The organism is Sphingopyxis panaciterrae (assembly GCF_011762125.1).
In the GTDB taxonomy this organism is placed as follows: domain Bacteria; phylum Pseudomonadota; class Alphaproteobacteria; order Sphingomonadales; family Sphingomonadaceae; genus Sphingopyxis; species Sphingopyxis panaciterrae.
On record NZ_JAASQN010000001.1, the window covers coordinates 1190648 to 1215848 of the forward strand.

Consider the following 25201-nt stretch of genomic DNA (forward strand, 5'->3'; position numbering starts at 1 on the left):
CGAAAAAGGGCGGCCCGTTGCCGGACCGCCCCTTTTTCTTGCGATGAACCGCCGGATCAGCGCGAATAGAATTCGACGACCAGGTTCGGTTCCATCTTCACCGGATAGGGGACTTCGTCGAGCGTCGGAACGCGGACGTAGGTCGACTTGGTGCCGTCGACGGCCAGATATTCGGGCAGGTCGCGCTCGGGCAGGCTCTGTGCTTCGGCGACCAGCGCCATTTCCTGTGCCTTCTTGCCGAGGGTGACTTCGTCGCCCGGCTTCACGAGGCGGCTCGCGACGTTGCACTTCACGCCGTTCACATAGACGTGGCCGTGGCTGACGAGCTGGCGGGCCGAGAAGATCGTCGGGGTGAACTTCGAACGGTAGACGACCGCGTCGAGGCGGCGCTCGAGCAGGCCGATCAGGTTCTGGCCGGTGTCGCCCTTCATGCGCGACGCTTCGAAATAATTCTTCTTGAACTGCTTCTCGGTGATGTCGCCGTAATAACCCTTCAGCTTCTGCTTCGCGCGGAGCTGGATGCCGAAGTCCGACATCTTGCCCTTGCGGCGCTGGCCGTGCTGGCCGGGGCCATATTCGCGGCGGTTGACCGGGCTCTTCGGGCGGCCCCAGATGTTCTCGCCCATCCGGCGGTCGAGTTTATACTTGGCGCTCTGGCGCTTCGACATATGTCGTCTCCAATATGCTGTGTGCCGAAGGATTTCGGCGGTTCCCGGGTTGCACCATATGGGCTGATGCCATATGCGACCGCCGCTTCACCGGGGTGCGGGGTCCATTGCGAAGGCGCGCGGTTAGACGGCGACCGGCGTAAAGTCAAGCTTTACAGCCGCTGCTCGACACGGCGGAAAAAGCCGTTAAAGGCAGCGACCATGACGTCCGCCAAACTTCCCGAACCCAGAAATCCCGAAGCCAGAAATCCCGAAGAGTGCGAAACGATGACCGAGGTCCGCGCCGGGGTCGACCAGGTCGACCGCGAACTGGTCGCGCTGCTCGTCCGCCGCTTCGGCTATATGGATGCCGCGGCCCGGATCAAGCCCGACCGCGCGGCGGTGCGCGACGAGGTGCGCAAGGCCGAGGTGCTGCGCAATGTCGCGCAAGAAGCCGAAGCGTCGGGGCTCGACCCCGATCGGCTGCGCGCGGTGTGGAACGAGCTGGTCGAACAGTCGATCGCCTATGAATTCGACCGCTGGGACCGCACGCGCGCCTAATCCTTATCGCTATCGCTTCGTTCCGGTCGGCGCCCTTTGCCCAGTGCTGTAATGATGCCGTGCATCATCCTGATATCATTGTAAGACCAGCCGGTCTTGGTCAGCGTCGTGCGGAGCGTGCGCAGCGTCGCTTCGGTGCGGTCGGGCACGAAGAAATAGCCCGCGGCGTCGAGGTCGCGGACAAAATGCTGGATCAGCCGTTCCATCTCGCCATGATCCGCCGGCGGATCGAGCGGGGCTTCGGGCGGGCTCGCGAGCGCGATACCCTTCGACCATTCATAGGCGAGCAGGATCACCGCCTGCGCGAGGTTCAGCGATCCGAATTCGGGGTTGATCGGCACCGTGACGATGCTGTGGGCAAGCGCGACATCGTCGGTTTCGAGCCCCGAGCGTTCGGGGCCGAAGATATAGGCCGAGCGCCCGGCGCTGGCGTGAACCGCCTTTGCGGCGGCTTCGGGCGTGAGCACGGGTTTGGTGACGCCGCGCTTGCGCACCGTGGTCGCGTAGATATGCGCGCAATCGGCGACCGCTTCGGCAAGGCTGTCGAAGACCCGGGCTTCGGCGAGGACGCGATCGGCGCCCGACGCGGCCGGCCCGGCATCGGGGTTCGGCCAGCCGTCGCGCGGCGCGACGAGGCGCAGTTCGGTCAGCCCGAAATTGAGCATTGCGCGCGCCGCCTTGCCGATATTCTCGCCAAGTTGCGGACGGACAAGAACGATGACGGGAGGCGGGGCGGTTTCAATCTCCGTATCCCTCTCTTCCCATATCCCCGAGCGAGAGCGAGGGGCTTTGCCGGGGCTTAGCCCCTCCTCAGGACGAACGGATGGTGAAACATCCCGTTCGTCCTGAGGAGGGGCAGAGACTGAGCTTGTCGAAGGCTCTGTCCCGTCTCGAAGGATCTCGGCCCGGGATGCGAGCCGGCGGATCGCAGGCCAATCTTCCCGGATCAATGCTTCCTTCTTGACCCGGGACCAGCCCTTGATTTGCCGTTCGGTTTCCAGTGCTTCAACCCGGGTGGGAAACTCGCTGCTCCACACCAGCTCGACGGGACGCCTCGTCGCCGTATAGCCTGGAATTTCGCCGATCTGATGCTGGCCGACCCGATAGTCCAGTTTATCCGTATGCCCGACGTAATAGCTGCCGTCGCGACAGCGCAGCATGTAGGTCCAGAACGTCATGATGTGTGGGTGCCTGTCACTGATAATGCCGATCAGATCATTCGTTCGTCTTGAGGAGCCATTGAGCTTGTCGAAATGGCGTCTCGAAGGGCTGTGACGTTGCTATCCTTCGAGACGAGGCTTCGACAGGCTCAGCCTCTCCTCAGGACGAACGGTGGTAAAGTCAGAGCATGGCTCAACTCTTCTTCGCCGCTTCGGCGACGCTCGAGGCGAATTCCTCGAAATCCTTTGCTTCGGTGAAGTCGCGATAGACGCTGGCGAAGCGGATATAGGCGACATTGTCGAAGCCTTTCAGTGCTTCCATCACCATCGCGCCGATCTGTGCGGCCTGCACCTCGCTTTCGCCCGATGTTTCGAGCTGGCGCTGGATGCCCGACACGAGGCGCTCGATGCGGGCGCCGTCGATCGGGCGCTTGCGGCACGCGATCTGGACGCTGCGCATCAGTTTTTCGCGATCGAAGGGCTCGCGGCTGCCACCGGCCTTGAGCACCGCGACTTCACGCAGCTGGATACGCTCGAAAGTCGTGAAGCGCGCGCCGCAATCCTCGCACTGGCGGCGGCGGCGAATCGCGGCGCCGTCCTCGGTCGGACGGCTGTCCTTCACCTGGCTGTCTTCATGGCCGCAATAGGGACAGCGCATCGGTCAGCGCTTCACCCGGCTGTAAAGCGCAATGGCGGCGCCGGCGAACAGGCCGACCGGCCAGGTGACGACGGGCAGCACCAGCCCCGCGACCGCACCGATGGCGCCGCCGGTCAGGACGGGGCGCGTCGAGGGATGGTTGATCCCCTGCTTGCCCATCGCCTTGACCTCTTCGATCGTCAGTTCGACCAGCGTCGGTTCTTCGGGGTGCTGGCGCGCCATGGCCCTATCCCTGATAGATGGGGAAGCGTTCGCACAGCGCGCGAACGCGGCCGCGGACATTGGCTTCGACATCGGCATCGCCATGTTCGCCCTTGTCGCGCAGCGCTTCGAGTACGTCGGCGACCATATCGCCGATTTCTTCGAATTCGGCGACCCCGAAGCCGCGGGTCGTGCCGGCGGGCGAACCGACGCGGATGCCGCTGGTCTTGATCGGCGGCAGCGGATCGAAGGGGATGCCGTTCTTGTTGCAGGTGATGGCGCTGCGTTCGAGCGCCTCGTCGGCGTCGCGGCCGGTGACGCCGAGCGGGCGGAGGTCGATGAGCGCGAGATGCGTGTCGGTGCCGCCCGCGACGACGTCGGCGCCACGTGCCTTGAGGCGGCCGGCGAGCGCCTGCGCGTTGGCGACGGTCGCCTTGGCATAATCCTTGAACTCCGGGCGCAACGCTTCACCGAACGCCACGGCTTTCGCGGCGATGACGTGCATCAGCGGGCCGCCCTGCAGGCCCGGGAAGACCGCCGAGTTGATGCGCTTGGCGATCGCTTCGTCATTGGTCAGCACCATGCCGCCGCGCGGGCCGCGCAGCGTCTTGTGCGTCGTCGTGGTGACGACATGCGCATGTTCCATCGGCGAAGGGTGCGCGCCGCCGGCGACGAGGCCCGCGAAATGCGCCATGTCGACCATCAGCAGCGCGCCGACGTCATCGGCGATGGCGCGGAAGCGCGCGAAGTCGAGGATGCGCGGATAGGCCGAGCCGCCCGCGATGATCAGCGCGGGGCGATGTTCCTTCGCCAGGCGCTCGACCTGGTCGAAATCGACGAGATGATCCTCGGGGCGTACGCCATATTGTACCGCGTTGAACCATTTGCCCGACATCGCGGGCGCCGCGCCGTGGGTCAGGTGACCGCCGGCGTCGAGGCTCATGCCCAGGATCGTCGCGCCCGGCTTGGTCAGCGCGAGCATCACCGCGCCGTTCGCCTGCGCGCCCGAATGCGGCTGGACGTTGACATAGCCGCAGTCGAAAAGCTGCTTCGCGCGATCGATCGCCAGCTGTTCGACCTCATCCGACGGGGCGCAGCCCTGATAATAGCGGCGGCCCGGATAGCCTTCGGCATATTTGTTGGTGAAGACGCTGCCCTGCGCTTCGAGCACCGCCTTCGAGACGATGTTTTCGCTCGCGATCAGTTCGATCTGATACTGCTCGCGCTCCATCTCATGCTTCATCGCTGCGGCGACCGCAGGATCGACCGTATCGACGCCATCGGTGAAATAGCCAGCCGATTTGATGGGCTTGGCGAGCGTATCTGTGGTCATCGGCTGGTCTCCAGTAGCGGCGGATTGGAAAGCTTGTCGACGCGGCGCGCGTGGCGATCGCCGGCGAATTCGGTGGTGAGGAAGGCGTCGAGGCAGGCCTTTGCCATGTCGATGCCGGTCAGGCGCGCGCCCATCGCGATGACGTTCGCGTCATTATGCTCGCGCGACAGCTTCGCCGACAGCGGTTCGGACACCAGCGCGCAGCGCGCGGCGGGATTGCGGTTGACCGAGATCGAGATGCCGATGCCCGAACCGCAGAGCGCGACGCCGCGGTCCGCGCGGCCGTCGGCGATCGCCTCGCCGAGCTTGTAGCCATAATCCGGATAATCGACGCTTTCGGGGCCGTTGGTGCCGAGGTCTTCGACCTCATGCCCCTGTTCGCGGAGCCAGTCGGCGAGCAGGGCTTTGAGTTCCCAGGCGGCGTGGTCAGAGGCTATGGCAAGGCGCATCGGCGCGGCTCCTGCAAATCGTTAGGGAATCGATGAGGGCGCTTTAGGCGAAGCGTCGCGCCTTGGCCATAAGCGGCGACGCCTTTTTGACTGTATTTTGTCACAAAGCCGGTTTGACCGTCCCGGGGCGCTCGCATAGACGGGGGCATGGGCGATCTTCTGCTTTCCATCGTGATGCTGACCGGGCTGGCACTGCTCGGCGGTGCGGTAATGGTGTTCCGGCACGGCGACCGGCGCCGCGCGCTGCTGATGGTCATCGCGGCGCTCGTCATGTTCGCCAATGTGGCGATCTGGGTGATCCCGGTGAAGGACGCGCCCGCCACGGCCAAAGGGGCCGAATGACCGCCGACTGCGCGCACCGGCTTTCCGGGCGCTTCTGTCCCGATTGCGGAAAGGATCTGCAGCCGCAGCCGATCGACCGCCGCGCGGTGCTCGGCGAACTTGCCGAAAACTGGTGGGAAAAGGGCGTGCTGCACACGCTGGTCGGCCTGTTCCGCCGGCCGGGAGTGCTGATCCGCCGCTATATCGAGGAAGACCGCGACCTGCTGGTCAAGCCGGTGCCCTATATCGCGGTGATCCTGGCGCTTAACTATGCGGTGCGGGCGCGCGTCCGTCCCGCAAGCGACACGACCGACCTGTCGCTGATCGAGATGATGCGCAACGAGCCGGTCGCGTTGCCGCTGATCGCGGCGCTGATCTCGGCACTCGTGCTGCATTTCGTCTTTTATCGCGGGTCGCCGGCGGGGCTGTTCGGAACGATGGTCATGCGGCTGTACGTGCTGGCGCAGGCAACGCTGCTCGTTCTCGGCGCCGATTTGCTCATGGAACTGGCGACGAGCGAGCGCGGGCTGGGGCGCAACCTGACGCGGCTCGCCTTCGGCCTTGGCTTCACCATGTTCGCGGTGCGGCAATATTATGCCGGTGAAGGGCGCGGCGGGTGGATTCGCGCGGTCGCCGCGGCGATTTGCGGCGAACTCGCGCTGATCCTGCTCGTCTATATGCCCGCGGCGATGATCGAGCAGGCGAGCCTGCTCGATTAGATGCCGTCAGCGGATCGGCGAATCGGGGGCGAGCCGCATATCCAGATAGTTATCGAGCGACTTCATCAACTGGTCGAGCTCATGCTCGAAGAAGTGATTGGCGCGCGGGATCTCGTCGTGATGGATCGTGATGCCCTTTTGGGTGCGCAGCTTGTCGACCAGCTTCTGCACCGCGCCCGGCGGGACGATTTCGTCCTGGCCGCCCGCGACGATGATGCCCGACGAAGGGCAGGGGGCGAGAAAGCTGAAGTCGTACATGTTCGCCGGCGGCGCGACCGACAGGAAACCGCGGATTTCGGGGCGGCGCATCAGAAGCTGCATGCCGATCCACGCACCGAAGCTGAAGCCCGCGATCCAGGTCGTCTGCGCCTCGGGATGGATCGACTGGACCCAGTCGAGCGCCGATGCGGCATCGCTCAGCTCGCCAATGCCGTTGTCGAACGTACCCTGGCTGCGGCCGACGCCGCGGAAGTTGAAGCGCAGAACCGCAAAACCGCGCGCGACGAAGCTTTTGTACATCGCCTGCGTGATGCGGTCGTTCATCGTGCCGCCGCCCTGCGGATGCGGGTGCAGGATCAGCGCGACGGGCGCGCGCGGACGCGGCGGGGGCGAGAAACGGCCTTCGATGCGGCCCTCGGGGCCGGGGAAAATAACGTCGGGCATGCGCGCACCTTTATGTTTCTGAGGCTTGCCAGTGATTCGCCGAGGGGCGGGGTGGCGGAGCGAGAATGGCGCCTATATAGAAAAAAGGTCGCAACTTGCAACTTTTGCGAATTGTTCGCAATAAGGGCTTTGCTGCCTTGCATTTCCGTCACCCCGGACTTGATCCGGGGTCCCGCTCAGCAACGCCGGAAAGCGGGACGCCGGATCAAGTCCGGGGCGACGATGATGGTGAGCGTGGCTCGACATATGACATATTAGAGGGCAGACGCAGCGCATGATCTACCTCGACTATCAGGCCACGACGCCGCTCGCTCCCGAAGCGCGTGAGGCGATGCTGCGCTGGCTGGAAGGGGCGGGCGCCGGCGAATTTGGGGGCGACGGCTATGCCAATCCGGCAAGCACCCACAAGGCCGGGCGCGCCGCCGCGGCGGCGGTCGAGGTCGCGCGCGACCAGGTTGCGGTGCTGCTGCCGAAAGGCGGGCGGGTCTTCTTTACCTCGGGCGCGACCGAGGCGCTCAATTGGGCGCTGCTGCGCGGCGCACAGGCCAAGCCGGGCGGGGTCGCGGGGCTGAGCATCGAACATGCCGCGTCGCTGCAATGCCTCGAGGCGCTCGACGCGGTGATCCTGCCGGTCGACGGCGATGGGCTGGCGCTGCCGCCCGCCGACGCGCTGATCCCCGAAAACGGCATTGTCGCGGCGATGCTGGTGAATAACGAGGTCGGGACGATCCAGCCCGTCGCCGATTTCGCCGCCGCGGCGCATGCGAAGAACAGCCTGCTGCTCTGCGACGCGGTGCAGGGTTATGGCCGCGTCGCCATTCCCGAAGGCGCCGACCTGATCGCCATTTCAGCCCACAAGATCCACGGACCCAAGGGCATCGGCGCGCTGTGGGTGAAGGATGGCGTCGACCTGCCGCCGCTGATGCTCGGCGGGGCGCAGGAACAGGGGATGCGCTCGGGCACCGTCTCGCCGGCACTATGCGCGGGTTTCGGCGCCGCAGCGGCGCTCGCGGCGGAGCGCTTCGACGCCGACGCAGCGCATGCCGAGCGGCTCTGGTCGCTCGCGCTGGAGATGCTGCCCGAATGGACGGTGAATGGCGACGCGAACCGCCGCTACCACGGCAACCTCAATGTCCGGCGCGCGGGCGTCAACGGCCTGCGCCTGATGTCCGATGCCCGTAATGTCGCCTTTTCGCTCGGCAGCGCCTGCGGCAGCGGGTCGGGCAAGGTCAGCCATGTGCTGCGCGCGATGGGCGTCAGCGAAGCCGACGCGCGCGCCTCGATCCGCCTCGGCTGGGGGCGCTATACCAGCGAACAGCAATTGCGCGACGGGCTGGCCGCGATCAAGGATGCGGCGCGGCTGCAGGGGGTGAATTGATGCGCGTCACCTTTGTCCACGCCGACGGCAAGGGGCGCACCGAGGCCGATGCCCATGCGGGCGACGTCCTGCTCGACGTCGCGCAGGCGCATATGATGCCGCTCGAGGGGACGTGCGAAGGCCAGATGGCGTGCTCGACGTGCCACGTCATCGTCGCCAAGGAGGATTTCGACCGGCTGCCCGAAGCCAGCGAAATGGAGGAAGACATGCTCGACCTTGCCGCCGGGGTGCGCCGCACGAGCCGGCTGTCGTGCCAGATCGTGCTGACCGACGATCTCAACGGGCTCACCGTGCATATCCCCGCCGAAAGCCGCAACATGCAGGGGCCGCGCTGATGCGGATCCTGCTCGCCGGTCTCCTGCTTACGACCTCCGCTTGCGCGAGCGTACCGACGGAAACGATCGGCGATTCGGTGATCCAGGCGAAGGCGCTGAGCGATCTTGAAAAACGCAGCGGCGGCCGGCTCGGCATCGCGGTGGTCGATGCGCGCGGCAAGCTGGTGATGGCCGATCGCGGGCATGAACGCTTCGCCATGTGTTCGACCTTCAAGCTGCTGCTGGCGGGACAGATGTTCGAGCGCGCGGCGAAAGGGAGCTCGCTGGGAACGCGGCTGGCCTTCACGCGCGCCGACCTGATTTCCTATTCGCCCGGCACCGAAAAACTGATCGGACCGGACGGGAAGGGCGAACAGCGGCTGGAGCTTGCGGCGCGCGATGCCGTGGTGCTCAGCGACAACACGGCGGCGAACCTGATCCTGAAGCAGGCCGGCGGTCCGGCCGCCTTCACCGCTGCGCTGCGGCGCGCGGGCGATAAGGTGACGCGGCTCGACCGGATCGAGCCCGAACTCAACGAAAACGCGCTGGGCGACGAACGCGATACGACGAGCCCGATCGCGATGGCGACGAGCGCCGCATCCTACGTCTTCGGCAACCGGCTGCGCCCCGCTTATCGGGAGCAACTGCGCGGTTGGATGATCGAAAGCCGGACCGGCCTCAACCGCATCCGTGCGGGTTTGCCGCAAGGCTGGATGGCGGGCGACAAGACGGGGACATGCGGAAACGCCTATAACGACGTGGCCTTTGCCGAGGCGCCGGATGGCCGCAAATATGTGATCGCGGTCTACCTTGACCGGCCCACGGTCGCCGGGGATGCCGCGAATGCCGTGATCGCGGAGGCCACAAGATTGACGGTAGAGACGATCGAAATCCCCGAATGATGATCTTTCGCAGACGCGAACCGGCGTCTTGCAGGCGCGCCTTGCATTTCGGCGCCGTCCCCGCCATATGCGTCGCGGAAGTCGGGCGGACGTGGTCTTCGCCAACCCGGTCAGGTCCGGAAGGAAGCAGCCGCAACGAATTCGCCGCGGGTCGTTCCGGCTTCCACCCTCATCACATCGGCGGTTAAATCCATCGTCACCCCGGACTTGATCCGGGGTCCCGCTAAACGACGTCGAAAAGCGGGACCCCGGATCAAGTCCGGGGTGACGGGGTGTTGGATTACATCGCCGCTATTCTCCTTCGACAACCGCGTGCACGCCCCCTAAGACAGGCGCATGGACGATTCCGCCGACGATGAACTCCCGATGCTGGGAATGGACCTGCCCGAAACGACGCCGCAGCCGTCGGCGGGCCCGTACCGCGTGCTGGCCCGCAAATATCGCCCGCAAACCTTTGCCGAGCTGATCGGACAGGATGCGATGGTCCGCACGCTGGGCAACGCGATCGCGCGCGACCGGCTGGCGCACGCGTTCCTGATGACCGGGGTGCGCGGGGTCGGCAAGACGTCGACCGCGCGCCTGATCGCGAAAGCGCTCAATTGCATCGGTCCCGACGGGCAGGGCGGGCCGACGATCGATCCGTGCGGCGTGTGCGAACCGTGCCGCGCGATCACCGAGGGCCGCCATATCGACGTCATCGAAATGGACGCCGCGTCGAACACCGGCGTCGACGATGTGCGCGAGATTATCGAGGCGGTACGCTATGCCGCGGTGTCGGCGCGCTACAAGATCTACATCATCGACGAAGTGCACATGTTGTCGCGTAACGCCTTCAACGCGCTGCTGAAAACACTCGAAGAACCGCCCCCGCACGTCAAATTCCTGTTCGCGACGACCGAGGTCAACAAGGTGCCGGTGACGGTGCTGTCGCGCTGCCAGCGCTTCGACCTGCGCCGCATCACCCCCGACATGCTGTTCGCGCATTTCAGCGCGATCCTGCAGAAGGAAGGCGTCGAGGCCGAGGCGCCGGCGATCTGGCTGATCGCGGGCGCCGCCGAAGGGTCGGTGCGCGACGGATTGTCGATCCTCGACCAGGCCATTGCACATGCCGACCTTGATGGCGGCGGCAAGATCAGCGCCGACCAGGTGCGCGCGATGCTGGGCCTCTCGGACCGGTCGTCGATCGCGCAGCTGATGGCGACGATATTGGATGGCGACGCGGGCGCCGCGATCGATCTGGCGCGCGCGCAATATGCGCTGGGGATCGAACCCGTGGCGATGGTGCGCGGGCTGATGGACCTGACGCATGCCGTAACGCTCGCCAAGGTTTCGCGCCATGACGATCCGGCGCTGGCCGAGGTCGACCGCGAACGCATCGGCGACTGGGTACAAAAGCTGGGTTTTGCGCCATTGAACCGGCTGTGGCAGCTGCTCCTCAAGGGGCATGACGAGGTGCTGCGCGCGAACAATCCGCTCGAACATCTCGAAATGCTGCTGCTGCGCGTGATCTATGCGGCGTCGCTGCCCGACCCCGGCGAGCTTGCGAAGCGGCTCGAAGCGGGGGGCGTGCCGACGATGCCGTTGGCGGCGCCGGTTCCGCCATCCGGGCAGGACGCGCCGGCCGCGGTGGCCGCGCCAGCCGCTGAACCCGCGGCAAATCCCGCGCCGCCGCCTTCGGCAAGTGCGGAGTCACCCGTCGCGGCAAGTCCCGGGTCGCGGGCCTCGGCACTGACCGTCGCGCAAATTCATCAGCTTCTGGAAAGTACCGGAAATCATCGGCTTGCGGTGCAAGTTTACGATTATATGCGAATCATCGAGCTGGAGCCGGGGAGCATCGTCTTTGCCGCCGTTCCGGCGCTCGATGCATCGTTTTCGCGCGAGCTTGGCGAGGCGTTGCTCGCGCAGACGGGAAGCCGCTGGCAGGTGCGTGCGGGCGAAGATGGGGGCGCGGCGCGTCCGAGCCTCGGCGAAATCCGCGCCGCGCGGATCGCCGACAATGGCGAGCGTATCCGCGAACTGCCGGTCGTCAAGGCCGTTTTGGCGGCTTTTCCCGACGCAAAGCTTGTCGAAGACGACGACAATCGCCATAGGTCCAACCCATGAAATCGATCGAAGACATGATGAAGGCGGCGCAGGAAGCCGCCGCCACCGTTCAGGCCCAGATGCAGGAGGCGCAGGCGAAACTCGACTCGGTCGAGGTCGAAGGCGTCTCGGGCGGCGGACTGGTGCGGATTCGCGCGAGCGCCAAGGGCCGGATCAAGGCGATCAGCATCGACGACAGCCTGATCGTGCCTGCCGACAAGCAGATGCTCGAGGATCTCCTTGCCGCCGCATTCAACGATGCGCGCGAAAAGGCCGACCAGGTGAGCAACGAGGAAATGGGCAAGATGACGAGCGGCCTGCCGCTGCCGCCCGGGTTCAAGCTGCCGTTTTGACATAATGTTCCTCCCTGTGCCGCAGGCATGGGAGAGGGGGACCGCTCGCGAAGCGAGTGGTGGAGGGGCCGGACGGGAGCGCCAAAGCCCCTCCGTCAGCGCTTCGCGCTGCCACCTCCCCATGCCTGCGGCACAGGGAGGATCGATTACCCATTCACCGCAGCGACATTGAATGCGCGGGAAATTACGCCATATTAGCGAAGAACACCCTATAAAAGGGCGGGGCTGCCGAAGTCGGCGCCCGCCCAGGAGCCGTAATGACGCAATCTTTTCCCCTTCTTCCGCTGCGCGACATCGTCGTTTTCCCGCACATGATCGTGCCGCTGTTCGTCGGCCGCGACCGCTCGGTCGCGGCGCTCGAAACCGCGATGGAAAGCGACAAGGAAATCTTCCTCGTCGCCCAGCTCGATCCGGGCGAGGACGACCCGCAGCGTGACGACCTCTACGATGTCGGCGTCATCGCCACCGTACTCCAGCTGCTCAAGCTTCCCGACGGCACCGTGCGCGTGCTGGTCGAAGGCAAGGAGCGCGCCAGGCTGCTTGCCCTGACGACCGAAGAGAAAACCGTGATGGCGAGCGTGAAGCCGGTTGCCGATACCGTCGACGACAGCGTCGACACCGCGGCGCTGATGCGCTCGGTCGTCGACCAGTTCGAAAATTACGCCAAGCTCAACAAGAAGATGCCCGCCGAAACCGCGGTGCAGCTGTCGCAGATCGAGGAGGCATCGCGCCTCGCCGATTCGGTTGCGGGCAATCTCAACATCAAGGTATCCGACAAGCAGGCTTTGCTCGTCGAGGATGCGCCGTCGAAGCGGCTCGAAATGGTCTTCGCCTTCATGGAGGGCGAACTGGGCGTGCTGCAGGTCGAAAAGAAAATCCGCGGCCGCGTGAAGCGCCAGATGGAGAAGAGCCAGCGCGAATATTATCTCAACGAACAGTTGAAGGCTATCCAGCGCGAACTCGGCAACGACAATGGCGAAGGCGGCGACGACCTGGCCGAGCTCCAGCTCAAGATCGACAGCCTCAAAATGTCGAAGGAAGCCAAGGCCAAGGCGCAGGCCGAAATGAAAAAGCTACGCGCGATGGCGCCGATGTCGGCAGAGGCGACGGTCGTCCGCAACTATCTCGACACGCTGATCGGCCTGCCGTGGGGCAAGAAGTCGAAGCTGAAGAAGGACATCGCCAAGGCGCAGGAGGTCCTCGATGACGATCATTATGCGCTGGAGAAGGTCAAGGACCGGATCGTCGAATATCTGGCGGTGCAGGCGCGCACCAACAAGCTGAAGGGGCCGATCCTCTGCCTCGTCGGCCCGCCGGGCGTCGGCAAGACCAGCCTCGGCAAGTCCATCGCAAAGGCCACGGGCCGGGAATTCATCCGCCAGTCACTCGGCGGCGTGCGCGACGAGGCCGAAATCCGCGGCCACCGCCGCACCTACATCGGCTCGCTGCCGGGCAAGATCGTGACGAACCTCAAAAAGGCCGGCACGATGAACCCGCTGTTCCTGCTCGACGAGATCGACAAGCTGGGCCAGGATTTCCGGGGAGATCCGGCGTCGGCGTTGCTCGAAGTGCTCGACCCCGAACAGAATGGCAAGTTCCAGGACCATTATCTGGAGGTCGACGTCGACCTCAGCGACATCATGTTCGTCACCACCGCCAACTCGCTCAATCTGCCGCAGGCGCTGCTCGACCGCATGGAGATCATCCGCCTCGAAGGCTATACCGAGGACGAGAAGGTCGAGATCGCTAAGCTGCACCTGATCGCGAAGCAGGTCGAGGCGCATGGGCTGAAGGCCGGCGAATTCGAGCTGACCGACGAGGGCCTGCGCGACCTGATCCGTTATTACACGCGCGAAGCGGGCGTTCGCACGCTCGAACGCGAGATTGCGCGGCTGGCGCGCAAGGCGCTGCGCCGGATTCTCGAAGGCAAGGCGACGAGCGTCACGGTCACGCCGGACAACCTCTCCGAATTTGCGGGCGTGCGCAAATTTCGCCACGGCATGGGCGATCTGGAGGACCAGATCGGCGCGGTCACCGGGCTCGCGTGGACCGAGGTCGGCGGCGAATTGCTGACGATCGAGGCGGTCACCGCGTCGGGCAAGGGCCAGGTCCGCACCACCGGCAAGCTCGGCGAGGTAATGACCGAGTCGGTGCAGGCGGCCCTGTCGTTCGTAAAGGCGCGCGCGCCCTCCTATGGTATCAAGCCGAGCCTGTTTGCGCGCAAGGACATCCATATCCACCTGCCCGAAGGCGCGGTGCCGAAGGACGGCCCGTCGGCCGGCGTCGGCATGGTCACCGCGATGATTTCGACGCTGACCGGCATCGCGGTCCGCCGCGACGTTGCGATGACCGGCGAAGTCACGCTGCGCGGGCGTGTGCTGGCGATCGGCGGGCTCAAGGAAAAGCTGCTCGCGGCTCTTCGCGGCGGGATCAAGACGGTGCTGATCCCCGAGGAGAATGAAAAGGATCTGGTCGAGATTCCGGCGAATATTACCAATGGACTCAAGATCATCCCGGTCAGTCACGTCGACCAGGTATTGGCCGAGGCGCTGGTGTCGCCGATCGTGCCGATCGAATGGACCGAGGCCGACGAACTCGCCGCTTCGCCTCCGATTGCGCCGGGTGCGGACCCCGAAACGGCGATTCGGCACTAGCCGGATCGCCGCCGGTCTCAACTGGGGGGTCTTTTCGTCGCAAAAACGTCATTTTGGGGCGTTTTGCGTCCCTTTTTGCTTTGACAAGGCAGGGCGAAACAGCGTTAGTGGCGCGCCATGGCTTCGGGCCATGAATCATTCAACCAACCATATTGCAGGGGTTCCTTAGGCATGAACAAACAAGACCTGATCGCCACCGTCGCGGACTCGAGCGGCCTGACCAAAGGCGACGCGAGCAAGGCGGTTGAAGCCGTATTCGACGCGGTCACCGCGGCGCTGAAGAAGGGCGGCGAAGTCCGTCTGGTCGGTTTCGGGACGTTCTCGGTCAGCAAGCGCAAGGCGTCGACCGGTCGTAACCCGCGCACCGGCGAAACGATGACCATCGCGGCATCGAACCAGCCGAAGTTCAAGGCCGGCAAGGCCCTCAAGGACGCCTGCAACTGATTGCTGGCGCCTTCTGGTGAAAAACATCTCGGGCCGTGGCGCAAGCTGCGGCCCGATTTGCGTTGCGGGCGAAATTTCAGGCAAATCGACGTTGCATTCACCGCGCCAGCGGCTATGGACGACCGGCTTTCGGAGGCGGGACCTGGGTTCCGCAACCGGACGGGCGCGTAGCTCAGCGGTAGAGCACACCCTTCACACGGGTGGGGTCACAGGTTCAATCCCTGTCGCGCCCACCATGGCCCTTACGGCCATGTCTGGAACCGAAACCGGGGCTGACCCGGTCATTCATCGCCTATTCAATGCCTTCGCATTAAAGACATGGCCATGATCCGCACTCTGACCTTTTCACTCGTCTCCGGGCTGCTGCTGTCCGCCGCTACGCCCGCGCTCGCGCGCGGTGATCGCGACCGCGACCAGGATAATATGCGCGACGCCGCGGCGCAGGGGCAGGTGATCCCGCTGGGCAAACTGATCGCCGAAGTCCGTTCGCGCCCGCCCTATAACGACATGACCTATCTTGGCGGGCCGCAGTTCGATTCCGGCCGCATGATCTATGCCTTGAAATTCATGGACGGCAGCCAGGTGGTGGTCGTCTATGTCGATGCCCGTTCCGGCCGGATCGTCGGACGCAAACCCTGACATTCCTCCTTGCCGGACAATCGTTGCAACGAGATTTTGCGATGATCGTCCGGACTTGATACACAGTCGAAACAAGGCGGCCGGCCCGTGCCGGCCCGCACACGAAAGGCGCCTGAATGCGGATTTTGATTGTCGAAGACGAACCCACGCTGGGTCCGCAGCTCAAGGCAACGCTCGAAGGCGCGGGGTATGCCGTCGACCTTGCGACCGATGGCGAGGATGGCCACTTCCTCGGCTCGACCGAAAATTACGACGCCGCGATCCTCGATCTCGGCCTGCCCGAGATCGACGGGCTGACCGTGCTCGACCGCTGGCGCCGCGAGAAGCGCAATTTCCCGGTGCTTGTGCTGACTGCGCGCGACAGCTGGTCGGACAAGGTCGCCGGGCTCGATGCCGGCGCCGACGACTATCTCGCCAAGCCGTTCCAGACCGAAGAGCTGATCGCGCGGCTGCGCGCGCTGATCCGCCGTGCGGCGGGCAATGCGTCGAGCGAGCTGATCGCGGGCGACGTCCGCCTCGACACGCGCTCGGGCCGCGTCACGCTGGCCGGCGAGCCGGTGAAGCTGACCGCGCAGGAATATAAGCTGCTGTCGTACCTGCTCCACCACAAGGGCAAGGTCGTGTCGCGCACCGAGCTGATCGAACATATTTACGATCAGGATTTCGATCGCGATTCGAACACGATCGAGGTGTTCGTGACGCGGATCCGTAAAAAATTGGGCGCCGACATCATCACGACGATCCGCGGCCTGGGCTACCAGCTCGACGACCCGCAGGGCTGACCCGATCGGCATGGCCGAAGCGGCAGCCGAAGACGACGCCGTCGCGGCGATCCCGGCGGACCCGGACAGCGCGGCGAAACAGGCCGCGCTGACCAGCCGCATCACCGGCTCGCTCGCGCGGCGCATGATCGCGATTGCGGCGCTGTGGATTTCGGTGCTGCTGATCGGCGGCGGCTTCGCGCTCGACCGGGTGCTGACCGGGGCGATCACCCGCAATTTCGATTCCAGCCTCGAATATGTGCTGATCGCGATGATCCGTTCGTCCGAAATCGGTCCCGACGGCGAGGTGCGGCTGATCGAGCCGCTCGGCGACCAGCGCTTTCTTGAGCCCTATAGCGGCCTTTACTGGCAGATCAGCGGCGGCAGCCAGGAGCCCTATCGCTCGCGTTCCTTGTGGGAGCGTTCGCTGAAGGCGCCGACGCCGCATATCGACGACGAAATCCACACCTATGACAGCACGCAATTCCCCGACGAGGAATTGCGTGTGCTCGAACGCAATGTCCTGCTGCCCGGCAGCAAGGTGAGCTGGCGGTACCAGATCGCCCAGTCGCGCGAGGCGCTGGACCTTCAGGTCGGCGCGGTGCGCGCGACCCTGATCCCCAGCCTGGCCTTGCTCGGCATCGGCCTGATCATCCTTGCGGCGCTCCAGACCTTCTATGGCCTGTGGCCGCTGCGCCATATCCGCCGCGCGATCGCGGCGATGCGCGGCGGGCACCACCGGCGCGTCATCGCGCCGCTGCCGCTCGAGGTCCAGCCGATGGTCGAAGAATTGAACGCGTTGCTCGCGCATAATGAAAAACAGGCCGAAGAGGCGCGGCTGCACGCCGGCAATCTGGCGCATGCGCTGAAGACGCCGCTCACCGTGCTCGTCAACAGCGCAACCAGTTCGAACTCGGAACTGGCCGAAACGGTGCGCCGCGAGGCCGCGACGATGCAGCGGCAGGTCGACCATCATCTGGCCCGCGCGCGCGCGGTCGGTCGGCGCGGTGCGGCGCAGGCGCGCGCGGTCGTCTGGGACAGCGCGAACAGCGTCGCGCGCGCGGTCGCGGCGCTCTACCCCGACGCGCGGCTCGATGCGTCGGGCGACAAGAGCCTGATCGCGCGGGTCGAACGGCAGGATCTGGACGAGCTGATCGGCAATCTGCTGGAAAATGCCGCCAAATATGGCGGCGGCAGCGTTTTCGTCACGATCCAGCGCGACGGCGACATGGCGGAGATATTGGTCGAAGACGATGGTACCGGCATCTCGCCCGCCGACCGCGACCGCGTCATCGATCGCGGCGTGCGGCTCGACAGCGGCAAGCCCGGTACCGGCCTCGGCCTCGCGATCGTTCGCGACGTCGCCGAAATCTATGGTGGCAGTATCGCGCTCGAAGAGAGCGAGGATCTGGGCGGGCTGCTCGTGCGGCTCAGGCTGCCGGCGGGCTAGGCGCATCGGGGTGGGCACGGCGCCAACGCAGCCCGATCATCAGGATGAACGGCCAGAATATCGTGTTGAGCGCGTCGAAGGCGCTGTCCGGCATCCGCCATGCGCCGTGCGCGATGCGGTCGGCGACCTCCTTTGCGATCGCCGCCGCGAGGACGAACAGGAACGGCGTCCAGGTCGCCAGCGAGCGCCGCGTCACGATGCGTGCCAGGAACAGGACGACCATGCCGCCGTGGACATGCAGCAGGCTGTCCGAGGCGCCGGTGCTCGTGCTGAGATTTCCGCTCAGCGGGCGATAGAATTCGATCAGGCTTTCCATAGGTGTCCGCTAGTGCATCGGGCGAATGAACCTGTCGTTACCGGGCGATGATGTTTGCGACGGGGAGAAGGGGTATTGGCGGCGGGTGGAGGGTGGAGGGTGGAGGGTGGAGGGTGGAGGGTGGAGAAGATCTTGCGTCGCCCCCGCGAAGGCGGGGGCCGCTGGCAGCCTTACGCTACACCGACTACGGCCCCCGCCTTCGCGGGGGCGACGGCTTTTAGATCACGTCCGCAACCTGGCGAAAGCCGACGCGCCCCAACGCGTTCAGGCCGCCGTCACTTCCAGCCCGCGCTGCACCGCCGGCCGCGCAAGGCCGGTGTCGAGCCAGCGCTGGACGTTCGCAAAGCGATCGAAGCCGACGATCTCGCGCGCTTCGTAAAAGCCGATGAGGTTGCGGACCCAGCCGAGCAGCGAAATGTCGGCGATGCTATAGTCGCCGCCCATCACCCATTCGCGTTCGGCCAGCCGCGCGTCGAGCACGCCCAGCAGGCGCGCCGATTCGGCCGCGTAACGATCGCGCGGGCGCTTGTCCTCATAATCCTTGCCGGCGAATTTGTTGAAGAAGCCGAGCTGGCCGAACATCGGCCCGACGCCGCCCATCTGCCACATCAGCCACTGGATCGTCTCGTAACGCGTGTTGGGATCGGCGGACAGAAACTGCCCGCTCTTGTCGGCGAGATAGATCAGGATCACCCCCGATTCGAACAGCGCCAGCGGCTTGCCGCTCGGTCCGTCGGGGTCGTAGATCGCGGGGATCTTGCCATTGGGGTTGAGCGCGAGGAAGGCCGGGTCGTGGCTTTCGTTCGCCATGATGTCGATGCGGTGCGCTTCGTAGGGAAGGCCGGTTTCTTCGAGCATGATGCCCGCCTTCACGCCGTTGGGCGTCGGCGCCGAAAAAAGCTGGAGCCGATCAGGGTAGCTGGCCGGCCAGCGGCTGAAAATCGGATGTTCGCTCATGCGCCATTCTCCCGTTTGGCCTGCTCGTGATGCCGGATCACCTCGTCGATGATGAAGCGCAGGAATTTCTCGCTGAATTCGGGGTCGAAATCGGCGTCGCGCGCCAGGGTCCGCAGCCGTTCGATCTGCCGCTCCTCGCGCGCCGGGTCGGCGGGAGGCAGGCCGCCCTTGGCCTTCAGTTCGCCGACGGCCTTGGTCACCTTGAAGCGTTCGGCGAGCATATAGACGAGCGCCGCGTCGATATTGTCGATGCTCTGGCGGTAACGGCTTAGCTGATCGTCCATGCACGGCTCCTCTTATGCCCGGCACGCTTGGCACCGGGCGGGGGCGTCATGCAAGCCGAAAGTCGTTGCAAAATGATGGCCCCCCGGCCAATGCGGCGCTTGTCATGACTGCCGAAATTCATCAGCTCCACGGCCAAAAGCCGCCCTCGCTCGACCCGATGATGGCGCTTGTCGCCGCCGATATGAACGAGGTGAATGCGGTCATTCTCGACCGGATGCAGTCCGAAGTGCCGCTGATCCCCGAATTGGCCGGCCATCTGATCGCCGGCGGCGGCAAGCGGATGCGGCCGATGCTGACGCTCGCGTGCGGCAAGCTGCTCGACTATCCCGGCCGGCGCCACTGCAAGCTCGCCGCGGCGGTCGAGTTCATCCATACCGCGACCCTGCTTCACGACGATGTCGTCGACAAATCGGACCTGCGCCGCGGCCGCAAGACAGCGAACCTGATCTGGGGCAACAGCGCGCCGGTGCTCGTCGGCGACTTCCTGTTCAGCCGCGCTTTCGAGGTGATGGTCGAGGACGGCTCGCTGAAGGTGCTCAAGATCCTGTCGCGCGCCTCGGCGGTGATCGCGGAGGGCGAGGTCAACCAGCTTTCGGCGCAGCGGCGGATCGAAACGAGCGAGGACCAGTATCTGGCGATCATCAACGCCAAGACCGCCGAACTGTTCGCGGCGGCGTGCAAGATCGCCGCGGTGGTCGCCGAGCGCGACGATGCGGCAGAGGCCGCGCTCGACGCCTATGGCCGCAATCTCGGCATCGCGTTCCAGCTCGTCGACGATGCGATCGACTATGTTTCCGATGAGGCGACGATGGGGAAGGGGGTCGGCGACGATTTTCGCGACGGCAAGGTCACGCTTCCCGTCATCCTCGCCTATGCGCGCGGCACCGCCGAGGAACGCGAGTTCTGGAAACAGGCGATCGTCGGCCACAAGACGTCGGACGAAGATCTGGCCTATGCGACCGGCCTGCTGCGCAAGCATGACACGATCAACGACACGCTCGCCCGTGCGCGCCATTATGGCCAGCGCGCGGTCGACGCGATCGGCGGCTTCCGCGCCAGCCAGGCGAAATCGGCGCTGACCGAGGCGGTCGCCTTCGCGGTCGCGCGCGCTTATTGAGGTTGGCATCTGCCGTCCAGAGCATGTGCCCCTGCGCAGGCAGGGGCCCATCTCCGGTCGTAGCGGTTTGCGATACGCGGATGGAAAAGGCGAGGGCGGGAGATGGGCCCCTGCCTGCGCAGGGGCACGGAGTTTCATGACGCTGATGTACCTCGCCAGTCTTGCGGTGCTCCCTATATGGGTGCGGCAATGAACTCTCACGGAATCGCGGCGCTCCCGATCGACATCGTCCTGCCCGACATCATGGCGGCGCTGGTGCTGAAGCCCAACGCCGTCGTCGTCGCGCCGCCGGGCGCGGGCAAGACGACGCGGGTCGCCCCCGCGCTGCTGGGCCAGCCATGGTGCAAGGGGCAGGTATGGCTGCTGTCGCCGCGGCGGCTCGCGGCGCGCGCGGCGGCTGAGCGCATCGCCGAGGAGATGGGCGTCGCGATCGGCGGCGCGGTCGGTTATGCGACGCGCCTCGACAGCAAGCAGTCGGCGTCGACGCGGCTGCTGGTGATGACACCGGGCCTGTTCCGCAACCGCATCCTCGCCGACCCGGAGCTTCTCGGCGTATCGGCGGTGCTGTTCGACGAAGTGCACGAACGCAGCCTCGATGGCGATTTCGCGCTCGCGCTCGCGATCGATGCGCAGCAGGGATTGCGTGACGATCTGCGCCTCGTCGCGATGTCGGCGACGCTCGACGGGGCGCGTTTCGGCGCGCTGCTCGGCGATGCGCCGGTGGTGCGGAGCGAGGGCAAGATCTGGCCGCTTGACCTGCGCCATATCGGCCGCCGCGCCGAGGACCGGCTCGAGGCGAGCGTCGTCGCGGCGGTGCGGCAGGCGCTGGTCGACGAGGCGGACGGCGATATGCTCGCCTTCCTGCCCGGCGCCGCCGATATCGAGCGTGCGGCGACGGCGGTGGAGGATGCGCGGCTGCCGCTTGTCGTCCACCGCTTGCATGGCCAGATCGACCCGGCAGTGCAGCGCAAGGCGCTCGTCCGCGATCCCGGCGGCGGGCGCAAGCTGATCCTTGCGACGAGCATCGCCGAAACCAGCCTGACGATCGAAGGCGTGCGCATCGTGATCGATGCCGGCCTGTCGCGGCGTCCGCGTTTCGACAAGGCAGCGGGCATCGCGCGCCTCGTCACCGAACGCGCCAGCCAGGCGTCGGCGACGCAGCGCGCCGGGCGTGCGGCGCGACAGGGGCCCGGCGTCGCCTATCGCTTGTGGGAAGCGGCGGCGACTGCGGGCATGCCGCCGTTCGACCCGCCCGAAATCCACGAAAACGACCTGATGCCCGTCGTGCTCGACTGCGCAAGCTGGGGCATCGTCGATCCGCGCCAGCTTGGCTGGCTCGATCCGCCGTCGCCCGCCGCGATCAGCGAGGCGAAATCGCGGCTGCAGGCGATCGGCGCGCTGACCGTCGACGGGCGCATCACCGCGCATGGCAAGGCACTCGCCGCCATCCCGTTGCCGGTGCCGCTCGCGCATATGTTGCTCGACGCGGCGCGCGCAAACGAGGCAGAGCTTGCCGCGCGGCTGGCGGTGCTGCTCACCGAGCCGGGGCTCGGCGGGCGCGGGGTCGATGTCGAGGCGCGGCTGGCGCGCTGGAAGGGGGCGAAGGGCGACCGTGCCGAGGGCGCATGGCGTCTGGCGCGGCGGCTCGCCGGGATTGGCGAGAAGCTTGCCACGGGCTCGGGATCGATCGGCGGGCGCTCGGTCGGCGGCTGGATCGCCACCGCCTGGCCCGACCGGGTTGCTCGCCAGCGCGCCGGACAGCGCGGCGACTATCTGAGCGTCGGCGGGCGCGCCTATCGCATCGACCCGCTCGATCCGCTCGCGGGCAGCGAATGGCTCGCGATTGCCGATGCGCAGGGTCACGCCGCCGGGGTGCGCATCCTCGCCGCCGCCGCGATCGACCGCGCCGAGGTCGAGGCGATTTACGCCGATCAGATCGTCGCGCATCAGGCAAGCAGCTATGACGCCGCGAGCGACCGCGTCGACCATCGCCGCGAACGCCGCCTTGGCGCGATCGCGCTGGCAAGCGGGCAGGCGGGCCGCGGCGAAGGCGCCGAGGAGGATGTCGCGGTGCGGCTGGCCGCGGTCCGCGACAAGGGGCTGGGATTGATCGGCTGGGGACCGGTGTCGCACGCGCTGCGCCAGCGCGCGTCCTTCGCGGCGCTTGATACGCTGTCGGCGCCGGCGCTCGCCGACAGCCTTGACATCTGGCTGGCGCCGCTGCTCGAAAAATCGCGCGGGCTGCGCGATATCGGTGACCAGCGGCTCGCCGATGCGCTGACCGGGCTGCTCGACTGGCCGGCGCGGCAGTTGCTCGAAAAACGCGCGCCCGCGGACTATGCCACCCCGGCGGGCAGCCGCCACGCGATCGATTATGGCGCCGACGGTGGGCCGACGGTGGCGGTGCGGGCGCAGGAGATGTTCGGGCTGGCGCGCCACCCGTTGATCGGCGAGCCGCCGGTGCCGCTGATCCTCGCGCTGACCTCGCCCGCGCATCGCCCGATCCAGACGACGCGCGACATCGGAAGCTTCTGGAGCGGAAGCTGGGCGGAGGTCGCGAAAGAGATGCGCGGGCGCTATCCCAAGCATAGCTGGCCCGACGATCCCGCAAACGCGCGCCCGACGTTGATGACCAAAGCGGCACAGGCACGGCGCGACGCGCAATAGACCTCTTTTCGCGGCGCGCCCTTGGCGCTAAGGCGGCGATACAGGCCCCAGTTACAGGACGACCCCGATGAAAGCGCGTATTTTCCAGAAGCCCAAGAATGCCATGCAGTCGGGGCGCGCCGGGACGCAGCGCTGGATGCTGGAATTCGCCCCCGCCGAAGCGCGCAAGGCCGACCCGCTGATGGGCTGGGCGGGCAGCGGCGATACGCGGCGCCAGTTGCGGCTGGGCTTTGCGAGCCGCGAGGAAGCGATTGCTTATGCGGAGAAGAACGGGATCGAGGTCGAAGTGACCGCGACCCCGGTGCGGACGCTGAAGATCCAAGCCTATGCGGATAATTTCCGCTAAATATCCAGCAGTCCGTCATTGCGAGCGTAGCGAAGCAATCCAGAGCGGTTCAGGCCTGCTCGGGATTGCTTCGCTACGCTTGCAATAACGAAATATTATCCCGCGTCCGGCTGCAGCAGCTTGTGCAGGTGGACGACGACATATTTCATTTCGGCATCGTCGACGGTGCGCTGCGCGGCGGCGCGCCAGGCCTTTTCAGCGGACTTATAATCGGGGAATAGCCCGACGACGTCGAGATTGGTCAGATCGACGAAATCGAGCGTCTGCGGATCGCTGACGCGGCCGCCGAAAACCAGGTGCAATTTGCTCATCGTTGCTTTCCTTGCCGGTAAGCGCTGTGGTGGGGAGGAGGCGCGCCCCTACCAGCGCCGCGCCTTTCCGGCAAGTCCGCCCTAGGCAGCGTGGACGAATTCGGATGTCCGTTATTGGTCGGAAGCTGCCGTCCCGTCCATCGTCACCCCGGACTTGATCCGGGGTCCCGCTTGACCTCGAAAACCGTCGGCGCCCTCAAAAAAGCGGGATCCCGGGTCAAGGCGGAAGAGCCACGGGTCTCCTCCGCGGATGACGAAGCTGTAGAAAGCGATGCCCGCTCCCCACCCCAAAGCCGCCGTTTCGCCAAGTCACAAATGTGACCACGCGACCTAGTCTTCGTCCTTGCGCCCCTTGGGGATCAGCGAGCCGAGCAGCGCGCCGACCGCGACCGCACCGGCGAGCAACGCCAGCGGCTGTTCCTCGGCGACGGTCTTGAGCTTGCTGCCCGCGCGCTTGGCCTGCACCTTGCCCTTTGCGAGCGCCTGACCGGCGGCTTCGCGGGCGACTTCGGCCTGTTCGCCGGCGCGTGCGGCCAGATCGCCGGTCGCGGCGCGGGCGCGGCCGTAGCCATCCTGAATGCGCGCCTTCGCCGCCTCGGCGGTCGCGCGCGCATTTTCGGCGGTTTTCTCGGCAAGTTCATTCGCTTTTGCGCGCGTATCGCGGGCGGTTTCACTGAACGGCTTCATCATCTTCCTCCAGATATCCGATATCATCGTCGTCGGCCGGTTCGGCTTCGCCGGGGCGCAGCCGCTCGGCAACCGATGCGGCCAGTTCCTGAATCTTGCGCCCGACCTTCGGCACATGTTCCTTGATCGGTTCGCGGAACAGCCACGCGACGCCGGCGGCCGCGGCGAGCGCGATCGGCAGCCGGTTGCTGCGGAATTGTTCGCGGACCGCATGCGCCGCATCGTCGACCTTTTCGTCGACGCGATATTTGCCGCGGCTGAGCAGGGCGCCGGGCTTGAACGCATCGCGCGCGGCGCCCAGCTTGCGCTGCAATTCGGCGCGCTGGATCATCGAGCGGCGCGCGGCGTTGATCAGACGGGTGCGCGACGGGCGCATCATTCGTCTCCCTTGGCGAGCAGGTCGTCGCGGAAGGCCGCTTTGACGTCGCCATAGCTCAGCCGCGCGCGCCAGCCGGCGAAGGCGGCAAGCGCGAGCAAGGTCGCAAAGACGATCAGCGTCGCGAGCAAGGGTCCGAGATGCTGCGCGAGCACGAGGATCGCGCCGAACGCCAGCGCCAGCATCGCGACGAGCAGCGCGCAGGCGGCAACGAACCCCCAGGCCGAGGTCCAGCCGACGCCATGATAGGCGAGCGCACCGCGTGCCTTGAGCAGCGTCAGTTCGGCTTCGGCCGTCGCCTGCAGATTGTCGACGACGTCGCCGACGATCTTTTCAAGCGGCACCGGCGGCGGTGTCACCGGGCGGCCGCCCGGCGCATAGCCATGGCTTACGCCGTCGAAGCTGCGCTGCTCAGGGGCGGGCGGGGTATCGGTTTCGGGAGACGACAAC

At 66.0% G+C, this 25201-nt stretch carries 30 protein-coding genes, 1 tRNA gene and 1 other RNA gene; 18 read left to right on the plus strand and 14 right to left on the minus strand.

Annotated features, from left to right (window positions below; translation table 11 throughout):
- Nucleotides 1-56: 56 nt before the first annotated feature.
- Nucleotides 57-668 (minus strand): 30S ribosomal protein S4, encoded by a 612-nt coding sequence (gene rpsD, locus FHR22_RS05440; protein WP_166939717.1) that lies wholly within the window; start codon nt 666-668, stop codon nt 57-59.
- 201 nt (nt 669-869) lie between these two features.
- Between rpsD and FHR22_RS05445 the strand changes: the two genes are divergently transcribed.
- Complete coding sequence (locus FHR22_RS05445; protein ID WP_166939719.1) at nt 870-1208, plus strand: chorismate mutase; 339 nt, start codon at nt 870-872, stop codon at nt 1206-1208.
- Here the strand turns inward: FHR22_RS05445 and FHR22_RS05450 are convergent.
- The 5 genes from FHR22_RS05450 to rpiB all read right to left on the minus strand — a co-directional run bounded on the left by FHR22_RS05450 (nt 1205) and on the right by rpiB (nt 5009).
- Nucleotides 1205-2386 (minus strand): TrmH family RNA methyltransferase, encoded by a 1182-nt coding sequence (locus FHR22_RS05450; protein WP_166939721.1) that lies wholly within the window; start codon nt 2384-2386, stop codon nt 1205-1207. The two genes, FHR22_RS05445 and FHR22_RS05450, sit on opposite strands and share 4 nt — an antisense overlap.
- A 175-nt stretch (nt 2387-2561) precedes the next feature.
- Nucleotides 2562-3026, minus strand: coding sequence for a transcriptional regulator NrdR (gene nrdR / locus FHR22_RS05455; RefSeq protein ID WP_054727640.1), 465 nt, complete (start codon nt 3024-3026; stop codon nt 2562-2564).
- Nucleotides 3027-3029: 3 nt separating this feature from the next.
- A complete protein-coding gene (locus tag FHR22_RS05460; RefSeq protein ID WP_166939723.1) occupies nt 3030-3248 on the minus strand; it encodes a hypothetical protein in 219 nt (72 codons plus the stop codon).
- Nucleotides 3249-3252: 4 nt separating this feature from the next.
- Nucleotides 3253-4560: a serine hydroxymethyltransferase gene (gene glyA / locus FHR22_RS05465; protein WP_166939725.1), complete on the minus strand. Its 1308-nt coding sequence runs from the start codon at nt 4558-4560 to the stop codon at nt 3253-3255.
- Nucleotides 4557-5009, minus strand: coding sequence for a ribose 5-phosphate isomerase B (rpiB, locus tag FHR22_RS05470; protein WP_166939727.1), 453 nt, complete (start codon nt 5007-5009; stop codon nt 4557-4559). Before rpiB ends, glyA begins: the two co-directional genes overlap by 4 nt.
- 147 nt (nt 5010-5156) lie before the next feature.
- Here rpiB and FHR22_RS05475 point away from each other — a divergent pair, with 147 nt between their 5' ends.
- Both FHR22_RS05475 and FHR22_RS05480 read left to right on the plus strand, forming a co-directional pair.
- A complete protein-coding gene (locus FHR22_RS05475) occupies nt 5157-5351 on the plus strand; it encodes a hypothetical protein (protein ID WP_166939729.1) in 195 nt (64 codons plus the stop codon).
- Nucleotides 5348-6049 (plus strand): DUF3667 domain-containing protein, encoded by a 702-nt coding sequence (locus FHR22_RS05480; RefSeq protein ID WP_166939731.1) that lies wholly within the window; start codon nt 5348-5350, stop codon nt 6047-6049. The genes FHR22_RS05475 and FHR22_RS05480 overlap by 4 nt, the downstream gene beginning before the upstream one ends.
- A 6-nt stretch (nt 6050-6055) precedes the next feature.
- Here FHR22_RS05480 and FHR22_RS05485 read toward each other — a convergent pair whose 3' ends face one another.
- Complete coding sequence (locus tag FHR22_RS05485) at nt 6056-6712, minus strand: alpha/beta hydrolase (protein WP_054588059.1); 657 nt, start codon at nt 6710-6712, stop codon at nt 6056-6058.
- A gap of 274 nt (nt 6713-6986) precedes the next feature.
- On the opposite strand from FHR22_RS05485, the gene FHR22_RS05490 reads away from it, so the two are divergent.
- The 12 genes from FHR22_RS05490 (at nt 6987) to FHR22_RS05545 (ending at nt 17689) form a co-directional block, all read left to right on the plus strand.
- Nucleotides 6987-8090 carry a cysteine desulfurase family protein gene (locus tag FHR22_RS05490; protein WP_166939733.1) on the plus strand — a complete coding sequence of 368 codons (1104 nt, stop codon included), beginning with the start codon at nt 6987-6989 and terminating at the stop codon, nt 8088-8090.
- Nucleotides 8090-8425 carry a 2Fe-2S iron-sulfur cluster-binding protein gene (locus FHR22_RS05495; RefSeq protein WP_208417495.1) on the plus strand — a complete coding sequence of 112 codons (336 nt, stop codon included), beginning with the start codon at nt 8090-8092 and terminating at the stop codon, nt 8423-8425. Before FHR22_RS05490 ends, FHR22_RS05495 begins: the two co-directional genes overlap by 1 nt.
- The gene (bla, locus tag FHR22_RS05500) at nt 8425-9306 is read left to right on the plus strand and encodes a class A beta-lactamase (RefSeq protein ID WP_166939737.1); all 882 of its coding nucleotides are present in this window, start codon (nt 8425-8427) and stop codon (nt 9304-9306) included. The genes FHR22_RS05495 and bla overlap by 1 nt, the downstream gene beginning before the upstream one ends.
- 73 nt (nt 9307-9379) lie before the next feature.
- Nucleotides 9380-9477: signal recognition particle sRNA small type (gene ffs / locus FHR22_RS05505), an RNA gene on the plus strand.
- Between the two features lie 165 nt (nt 9478-9642).
- Entirely contained in the window at nt 9643-11409 is a 1767-nt protein-coding gene (locus tag FHR22_RS05510; protein WP_166939739.1) for a DNA polymerase III subunit gamma/tau, read from the plus strand.
- The gene (locus tag FHR22_RS05515; protein WP_166939741.1) at nt 11406-11741 is read left to right on the plus strand and encodes a YbaB/EbfC family nucleoid-associated protein; all 336 of its coding nucleotides are present in this window, start codon (nt 11406-11408) and stop codon (nt 11739-11741) included. The genes FHR22_RS05510 and FHR22_RS05515 overlap by 4 nt, the downstream gene beginning before the upstream one ends.
- Nucleotides 11742-11998: 257 nt before the next feature.
- Nucleotides 11999-14395 (plus strand): endopeptidase La, encoded by a 2397-nt coding sequence (lon, locus tag FHR22_RS05520; RefSeq protein ID WP_166939743.1) that lies wholly within the window; start codon nt 11999-12001, stop codon nt 14393-14395.
- Nucleotides 14396-14566: 171 nt separating this feature from the next.
- Nucleotides 14567-14839, plus strand: a complete 273-nt coding sequence (locus FHR22_RS05525) for an HU family DNA-binding protein (RefSeq protein ID WP_054588053.1) — start codon at nt 14567-14569, stop codon at nt 14837-14839.
- Nucleotides 14840-15000: 161 nt separating this feature from the next.
- A tRNA-Val gene (locus FHR22_RS05530) sits at nt 15001-15075 on the plus strand.
- Between the two features lie 88 nt (nt 15076-15163).
- Complete coding sequence (locus FHR22_RS05535; protein WP_166939745.1) at nt 15164-15478, plus strand: PepSY domain-containing protein; 315 nt, start codon at nt 15164-15166, stop codon at nt 15476-15478.
- Between the two features lie 116 nt (nt 15479-15594).
- Nucleotides 15595-16260 (plus strand): response regulator transcription factor, encoded by a 666-nt coding sequence (locus FHR22_RS05540; RefSeq protein ID WP_166939747.1) that lies wholly within the window; start codon nt 15595-15597, stop codon nt 16258-16260.
- A 124-nt stretch (nt 16261-16384) separates the two neighbouring features.
- Entirely contained in the window at nt 16385-17689 is a 1305-nt protein-coding gene (locus FHR22_RS05545; RefSeq protein ID WP_166940793.1) for a sensor histidine kinase, read from the plus strand.
- Here the strand turns inward: FHR22_RS05545 and FHR22_RS05550 are convergent.
- The 3 genes from FHR22_RS05550 to FHR22_RS05560 all read right to left on the minus strand — a co-directional run bounded on the left by FHR22_RS05550 (nt 17670) and on the right by FHR22_RS05560 (nt 19246).
- Entirely contained in the window at nt 17670-18005 is a 336-nt protein-coding gene (locus tag FHR22_RS05550; RefSeq protein WP_166939749.1) for a hypothetical protein, read from the minus strand. The genes FHR22_RS05545 and FHR22_RS05550 overlap by 20 nt on opposite strands.
- A 264-nt stretch (nt 18006-18269) precedes the next feature.
- Nucleotides 18270-18962, minus strand: coding sequence for a glutathione S-transferase N-terminal domain-containing protein (locus FHR22_RS05555; protein ID WP_166939751.1), 693 nt, complete (start codon nt 18960-18962; stop codon nt 18270-18272).
- Nucleotides 18959-19246, minus strand: coding sequence for a chorismate mutase (locus tag FHR22_RS05560; protein WP_166939753.1), 288 nt, complete (start codon nt 19244-19246; stop codon nt 18959-18961). The genes FHR22_RS05555 and FHR22_RS05560 overlap by 4 nt, the downstream gene beginning before the upstream one ends.
- Before the next feature lie 104 nt (nt 19247-19350).
- Here FHR22_RS05560 and FHR22_RS05565 point away from each other — a divergent pair, with 104 nt between their 5' ends.
- The 3 genes from FHR22_RS05565 (at nt 19351) to FHR22_RS05575 (ending at nt 23377) form a co-directional block, all read left to right on the plus strand.
- Nucleotides 19351-20364: a polyprenyl synthetase family protein gene (locus tag FHR22_RS05565; protein ID WP_166939755.1), complete on the plus strand. Its 1014-nt coding sequence runs from the start codon at nt 19351-19353 to the stop codon at nt 20362-20364.
- Between the two features lie 189 nt (nt 20365-20553).
- Complete coding sequence (gene hrpB, locus FHR22_RS05570; RefSeq protein WP_166939757.1) at nt 20554-23031, plus strand: ATP-dependent helicase HrpB; 2478 nt, start codon at nt 20554-20556, stop codon at nt 23029-23031.
- A 67-nt stretch (nt 23032-23098) separates the two neighbouring features.
- Entirely contained in the window at nt 23099-23377 is a 279-nt protein-coding gene (locus FHR22_RS05575) for an ETC complex I subunit (protein WP_166939759.1), read from the plus strand.
- A 95-nt stretch (nt 23378-23472) separates the two neighbouring features.
- On the opposite strand, the gene FHR22_RS05580 is transcribed toward FHR22_RS05575, so the two are convergent.
- From FHR22_RS05580 to FHR22_RS05595, 4 genes are all read right to left on the minus strand, one after another.
- Nucleotides 23473-23688, minus strand: a complete 216-nt coding sequence (locus FHR22_RS05580; RefSeq protein ID WP_166939761.1) for a DUF4170 domain-containing protein — start codon at nt 23686-23688, stop codon at nt 23473-23475.
- A 330-nt stretch (nt 23689-24018) separates the two neighbouring features.
- Nucleotides 24019-24375 (minus strand): hypothetical protein, encoded by a 357-nt coding sequence (locus FHR22_RS05585; RefSeq protein WP_166939763.1) that lies wholly within the window; start codon nt 24373-24375, stop codon nt 24019-24021.
- On the minus strand, nt 24359-24754 hold the full coding sequence (locus FHR22_RS05590; RefSeq protein WP_243853484.1) for a hypothetical protein: 396 nt from the start codon (nt 24752-24754) through the stop codon (nt 24359-24361). Before FHR22_RS05590 ends, FHR22_RS05585 begins: the two co-directional genes overlap by 17 nt.
- On the minus strand, nt 24751-25200 hold the full coding sequence (locus FHR22_RS05595) for a phage holin family protein (protein ID WP_166939765.1): 450 nt from the start codon (nt 25198-25200) through the stop codon (nt 24751-24753). Before FHR22_RS05595 ends, FHR22_RS05590 begins: the two co-directional genes overlap by 4 nt.
- Nucleotide 25201 lies beyond the last annotated feature (1 nt).